Annotated in this window: 7 protein-coding genes and 1 pseudogene; 4 read left to right on the top strand and 4 right to left on the bottom strand. The window is 35.9% G+C overall.

Going from position 1 to position 6,512, the window contains the following annotated elements; genetic code table 11:
• The 4 genes and pseudogenes from Q0L68_RS14505 to scpB all read left to right on the top strand — a co-directional run.
• Positions 1–1,619 (top strand): annotated as a pseudogene (locus Q0L68_RS14505) (hypothetical protein); the annotation flags it as partial.
• A gap of 67 nt (positions 1,620–1,686) precedes the next feature.
• Complete coding sequence (locus tag Q0L68_RS14500) at positions 1,687–1,857, top strand: hypothetical protein (RefSeq protein WP_296704583.1); 171 nt, start codon at positions 1,687–1,689, stop codon at positions 1,855–1,857.
• Positions 1,858–2,115: 258 nt separating this feature from the next.
• A complete protein-coding gene (locus Q0L68_RS14495) occupies positions 2,116–2,499 on the top strand; it encodes a TraR/DksA C4-type zinc finger protein (RefSeq protein WP_296704580.1) in 384 nt (127 codons plus the stop codon).
• Positions 2,500–2,502: 3 nt separating this feature from the next.
• Positions 2,503–3,063, top strand: a complete 561-nt coding sequence (scpB, locus tag Q0L68_RS14490) for an SMC-Scp complex subunit ScpB (RefSeq protein ID WP_296704577.1) — start codon at positions 2,503–2,505, stop codon at positions 3,061–3,063.
• On the opposite strand, the gene Q0L68_RS14485 is transcribed toward scpB, so the two are convergent.
• The 4 genes from Q0L68_RS14485 to era form a co-directional block, all read right to left on the bottom strand.
• Complete coding sequence (locus tag Q0L68_RS14485) at positions 3,064–3,684, bottom strand: SprT-like domain-containing protein (RefSeq protein ID WP_296704574.1); 621 nt, start codon at positions 3,682–3,684, stop codon at positions 3,064–3,066.
• 66 nt (positions 3,685–3,750) lie between these two features.
• Positions 3,751–3,909 (bottom strand): hypothetical protein, encoded by a 159-nt coding sequence (locus Q0L68_RS14480; protein ID WP_296704571.1) that lies wholly within the window; start codon positions 3,907–3,909, stop codon positions 3,751–3,753.
• 116 nt (positions 3,910–4,025) lie between these two features.
• Entirely contained in the window at positions 4,026–5,339 is a 1,314-nt protein-coding gene (gene der, locus Q0L68_RS14475; protein ID WP_296704568.1) for a ribosome biogenesis GTPase Der, read from the bottom strand.
• Between the two features lie 2 nt (positions 5,340–5,341).
• Positions 5,342–6,235: a GTPase Era gene (gene era / locus Q0L68_RS14470; RefSeq protein ID WP_296704565.1), complete on the bottom strand. Its 894-nt coding sequence runs from the start codon at positions 6,233–6,235 to the stop codon at positions 5,342–5,344.
• Between the last annotated feature and the right edge of the window lie 277 nt (positions 6,236–6,512).

Below are 6,512 nucleotides of genomic sequence, written 5' to 3'. Positions count from 1 at the left end.
CCTTGGTGATCAATGAGATCATGCCAGCTCCAAAAGCAGATCTTGACTTGCCAAATGTGGAATATGTGGAACTGCTAAACGTAGCAGATTACCCCATTCGAACGTATGGATTGACTTGGTCAAATTCTCGGTCAACTGTTCTTATCCCGGATGTGTGGATTGAACCTTTGGAATATGTCCTTTTGGTACCCGGTAACCAAACTGATCAAATGGAAAGTTTTGGGAAAATTATTCCCTTGAATTCATGGCCTACTTTATTGAACAGTGGAGATCAGTTACGTTTAGAGGATAGACATGGGGATACTATCGATTTTTTAAGTTATTCCTCAGCAAGTTGGAACAGCAGTGAATTTGCGAATGCTGGATACAGTCTGGAAGTGACGAATCCTTATTTAGCATGTGAGCAATCAGAGTTTTTGAAAGCTTCCTTAGATCAATTTAGAGGAACGCCAGGAAGAGAAAATTCTGTGTTTAACCTAAGTCCAGATGAAACTCCTCCAATGATAAATGAAATTTCATTCCATGATTCGGTAACAGTTATCATCCATTTTTCGGAACCTATACAATCTAATTTTGAAAAAGAGAATTTCGTTTTTAATCCCAGTTTAGAAATTGATTCAATATTTCGAAATTCTTCATCTTCTCTTATGATTAAGCTTGAAAAGCCTGCTCAAGAGTCCATCTTACATAGTGTATTAATTGATGGGATCTTCGATTGTTCAGGAAATGAATTAGAATTAAAAGAACATAATCTTATTCTTCCTTCGATTGCAAAAATTGGAGATGTTTTAATAAATGAGCTCCTGTTTAATCCAAAAACCGGAAGGCCAAAATTTGTTGAGCTATTTAATAATAGTCCTAATTATATTGATGTAGGTAAAATGAGTTTAGCCAACTTAGATGAAAATGGCAATCCGGATCAAAAGAGAATTATTAAAAAAGAAGGATTTATTTTACCACCCAGTAGCTTTTTGGCGGTCACAACCGATACCCTAAAACTCAGGCAGGATTTCCCCAAATCTTATTCGAGTATTTTTCTTCAAATTCAAACGCTACCGAGCTACCCAATAGCTGGAGGAACTGTCGTGCTTCTAAATCAAGATGAAGGGATTTTGGAGAAGTTTTCCTATGATGAAGAAATGCATCATGCTTTGTTAAAAGATTCTAAAGGAGTTTCTCTAGAAAGGATTTCTTCGGAATCTCCAGCAGATTTGAAAATCAATTGGCATTCCGCTTCTGGCAATGAAGATTATGGAACTCCGGGGAGGAAAAACTCTCAGGCCTTTAATGGAGAATTTGATTCCGGAATAATCAATATCAGCCCAGAGGTCTTTGATCCCGAGGGAAGTAATGGAAATACTTTCACGACAGTTTCTTATAATTTGGACCAAAGTGGTTGGATAGGGACTTTCGAAATTTATGATATTAACGGTAGATTGATTGAAGTTCTAGACAGAAATGCAATTTTGGGAAGCTCTGGAATCTATACTTGGACTGGAACAGATGACTTGGGGGGTAAAGTGAGGCCTGGTTATTATATTTTATTGGTAGAACTATTTGATTTACAAGGACAAGTAAAGATTATAAAAAAGACTATTGTTATTGCGGCTCGACTTTAACTTAAATGAAAATTTTCTGTTAGATCACAAGAAAAATCTATAAATTAATGGAATAAAGCCCAAAATGATGGAAAATGACTTAATTACTCTTGCTCTTCAATCTATTTGCATCACAGAAAATAAAGAACTCAAGGAAGTTCATCAGTATTTGTTGATGAAATATAGGATGGATGTTGATTTGCTTGTGTTGCAAAGAAGACTTGAAAAAATTCTCAGTGAAGAAAAAGCTGTCGCATGACAGCTTATTTTAATCATAGAAAAACATGATTTTTCCACCAAATACTAATTTATTGGATAAAGTTAGTTTCAAATATTTTTTGTAAACAACTGAAAATGAGTAGTCTTAAGATAGACTATTATTTTTTTGCTTAAATGTTGGTTGGGTTTTAGAATCTTCCTTTTTAATTCCCCTTTGTAATTAAGCGAGCTAAATGTATTTTAGGGAACAATTAGCAAAAATATACGTCCCAATTATATCATCTAACCCTAGCGCATTATGAGTCAGGAAGGCAAGACAGCTTACTCCCCTGGAGAGCTAAAAGAATTTGAAGATATTATACTTCATAAATTAGCAATAGCAAAAGAGGAATTACATTCTTTAAAGGAGACCTTAAGTAAAAAAAATGATAGTGGGACAGATTTTACAGCCTCCACTTCTAAACTACTCGAAGATGGTGCAGATACCTTGGAGAGAGAAAGTTTGAATCAATTAGCTGCAAGGCAACAAAAATTTATTATCAATCTCGAAAACGCATTGATCCGAATTAAAAATGGAACATATGGCGTTTGTGTAGATACCGGTAAGCTTATTTCAAAGGAAAGATTAAAAGCTGTACCCCATACCATGCATTCCATCGAGGCAAAGCTTGCAAAAAAATAATCATTGGAATTTCTTCATCGGCATATTGAAGCGTTGATTTTTTGTGCTCCATCCCCAATAGGGACGGAAGAGATAGGTAAATGTCTGACTGAAATGTTTGAAGCGGAAGTTCCAATAAAACACATAGAATTAGCAATAGAGGAATTGAAAGAGAAATATGACTCTGACAATTTCTCTTTTGCTTTAGAAAATTTGGGTGGAGGTTTCCAGTTTCTTACTAAACCTGCCTATCAAACCAGTATTAGCATATTACTAAAGCAGCAATCCCAAAAACGACTTTCAACTGCACAGCTAGAAACGCTTTCTATAATTGCATATAAACAACCAGTAACCAAAGGAGATATTGAGCAAATAAGAGGAGTTAACTCTGATTATTCCGTTCAGAAACTTTTGGATAAGGAACTGGTGGAAGTAAAAGGAAAATCAGACGGAATAGGGAGGCCCTTACTTTTTGGAACTTCCAGTAAGTTTATGGAATACTTCGGTATTAATTCTATTCATGACTTACCACAACCAAAAGATTTTTCACAGCCTGACAATCAAATAGGGGAAGAAAGGGAATAATCAGGCGGGAATTACTTTTGCCATCAAAGCTATTAGGAACTTTTTTCCTGAATGAATTTCGATACAGATAACCCGAGTTCTTCGTGTTTCTGCTTTTTCGAATTTTCTGCCGGAGATAATAAATCTATTTCCTGGTTTCAAATCAGAAAGAAAAACTTGATCCGTTACTGTATTATTTAAATCATATTTGCTCATTTCTTTCATCAAAAAGAGGTCAGCGGCTGAGCTTGCCTTCGGATTTCGCATATGGTTCTTGAGTGGGATTAAGATATCTATCGGGAAAAAGTCTTCTTTCAAAAATGGAAACAATAATTGTTGAAATGTGGATTTCCATTCCTTCCCATGCGGGTTGATGGAGAAGCCAAATTTTTGAAAAGCATGTAAATGGGCTACTTCATGAATATAGGTTAAAAGAAACTGATATGGATTGAGATCTGAATTAAGCGTGATCGTCTGAAATTTTTGATTTTTTTTATATCTGAAATCTCCAAGTTTGGTTTTTCTGCTAGAAGTAACTTTAAAGTGAAAAGGTTGATCTTTCCAAATAGAAATGCAATTGGGAATTGCTGCAGGAGGAAGATGTTTGGAGAATATTTCTTCCAAATGAGAGACAACTAGCATGCTGAAAAGTACAAAAAAAAGAGTCCCGAAATTTCCGGGACTCGATCTTTTTGAGAAGTGGGTTAATTATTTAACCTCTTCAACTGTCTCTTCGATGATAACTACTTCAGTAGAATCAGAAGTAGTGTCTTCGATGATAACTTCTTCTTCAACAGTTTCAACTGTTTCAGTTACCTCAACAGTCTCTTCTTTAACTTCTTTGTTACCGCAAGAAGTAGCGAACATTACGCCAGAGATTGCGAAAATTGCAAATACCTTTTTCATTTGTTGTGATTTTCTTAATTACACCGCAAATGTATTATTACTTTTTGAATAAAAACAAGTAACCGTTTAAATATTTTTTATTTGTTTTTATAAATAATTTTTACAGGGACTCCATCAAATTCAAAGTTCTCTCTAAGCCGGTTTTCAAGGTATCTGGTATAGGGGGATTTGATGTATTGAGGTAGGTTACAGAAGAAAGCAAATACAGGATTTTTCGTTGGCAACTGAGTGACATACTTGATCTTAATGTACTTTCCCTTCCATGCCGGTGGAGGATATTTTTCAATTTCAGGAAGCAAAACGTCGTTAAGTTTAGAAGTCTGAACTTTCCTGGTTTTATTCTCATAAACTTTCACGGCTAATTCGATCGCCTGAAAAATTCTTTGCTTTTCTGTCACTGAGGTGAAAATGATCGGAATCCACTTATTTTCGCCCAATCTCTCCAGCATATCTTCTTTTACCCTATTCATAGTCTTGTGGTCCTTTTCTATCAGGTCCCACTTATTGACCATAATCATGATCCCTTTATTGTTTTTGATTCCAAGGCTAATCAAGTTGATATCCTGAGCCTCTAATCCTCTTGATGCATCCACCATCACGATGATTACATCAGACTCCTCAAGCGTTCTTAATGACCGCATCACCGAATAAAACTCTATATCTTCTGTGACCTTCGCTTTTTTTCTAATTCCTGCAGTATCCGTGATAATAAAATCCTGTCCGTAAAGCTTGTATCTCGTATGAATTGCATCTCGAGTTGTACCAGCTTCATCAGTTACGATAGATCTTTCCTTACCCAATAATGCGTTCAAAAAGGAAGATTTTCCCACATTTGGTCTTCCAAGAATAGAGATTTTAGGAATCCCGGCATCTGGATCCTCGTCTCCTTCATCTTCAAAATGACTTACTATACTATCTAAAAGATCTCCAGTGCCACTTCCACTTGCAGCAGCAATCGGGAACACTTCAAAATCTGATAATCCTAGTGCGTAGAATTCTGCAGACATAAAGCTTTTCTCTTGATTATCGGCTTTATTCGCGACGATGTAAATTGGTTTTTCGGTGCTTCTAAGTTCCTGGGCGAATTCAGTGTCTAAATCAGTCAAGCCATCATGACAATCCACTACAAACAAAATCACATCAGCTTCTTCCACTGCTAATTTTACCTGCTTACGAATTTCTGCTTCAAAGATGTCTTCTGAACCGGTTACATATCCGCCTGTGTCAATGACTGAGAAAAATTTGCCCGTCCACTGAGCATGGCCATAATGACGATCTCGGGTCACACCACTCATGTTGTCCTCAATCGCTTTACGCTCCTCTACAAGTCTATTAAATAGTGTAGACTTACCAACATTCGGTCTACCTACAATTGCTACTATATTTGCCATAATCAAGTTGGGTCGTACCCAAATTTTTTCAATTTCAATTTATTTTTTCTCCAGTCAGCTTCGACTTTGACAAAAGTCTCAAGCATTACCTGCTTGCCAAAGAATTTCTCAAGTTCCTCTCTCGCTTCAATTCCAACTTTCTTGATTGCTTTCCCTTTGTCTCCGATGATGATGCCTTTTTGACTATCTCGCTCCACATAGATGGTAGCTCGGATTCGGATGACTTTATTTTTTATATAAAATTCCTCAATGTTTACTTCTGAACTGTAAGGAATTTCTTTTTTGTAGTTATTAAAGATTTTTTCTCTAATAATCTCAGAGGCAAAGAACCTTTCGGATCGATCAGTTAATTCCTCTTTATCATAAAAAGCAGGATGTTCTGGAAGTCTTTCCAGTATTTCCTGAAGAATCTTATCGGTATTGAATTTCTCGCCAGCAGAAATTGGGATGACTACAGCGGCCTTAACCCTGGAAGTCCAATATTCTGTGACCGTATCCAATTGGCCTTCTTTAGCCAAATCAATTTTATTGATGACTAATATTACTGGAATTCCAGAATTATTGATTTTTGTGATAATATCCTCGATTTCCTCATCAGTTTCATACAGATCGGTGACAAATAAAATCACGTCAGCATCTTCCAAAGAGATGTTAACAAAGCTCATCATGTTTTTGTGAAGCTCGTACTGAGGCTTCAGCATTCCAGGGGTATCAGAAAATACAATCTGATAATTTTCAGAATTAGTTAGTCCTAGAATTCTGTGTCTAGTGGTTTGTGCTTTAGAGGAAATAATGGAAAGTCTCTCGCCAACCAAGATATTCATCAAAGTTGATTTTCCAACATTGGGTTTTCCGATGATGTTTACAAATCCGGCTTGGTGTTTGGCTTGAGTCATTCTGAGAAATTTTTCACAAAGGTACTTGATTTTTAGACAATACTGACGATTTAGAGAGTTCTACAAAATTAAATTTGGTAATATGGAGATCCCTTATTCAGTTTTGTGGATATAACCAAACTGTTTGCCCATGAGTTACTTATCTTTTGATGATTGTTAGGTATTGTAGAAAAGACAGGCTCTAAAGAATATCAAGTCAGTATGGTTTAAGAAATATTTTTCTGTTGACTGTTTTGTATTTGAAAATTAAACCACTACTTTTGTATCACAATTCGCC

The sequence above is a fragment of the Algoriphagus sp. genome, assembly GCF_024642405.1.
Classification (GTDB): domain Bacteria; phylum Bacteroidota; class Bacteroidia; order Cytophagales; family Cyclobacteriaceae; genus Algoriphagus.
This window is presented reverse-complemented; position numbering and strand designations above follow the sequence as displayed.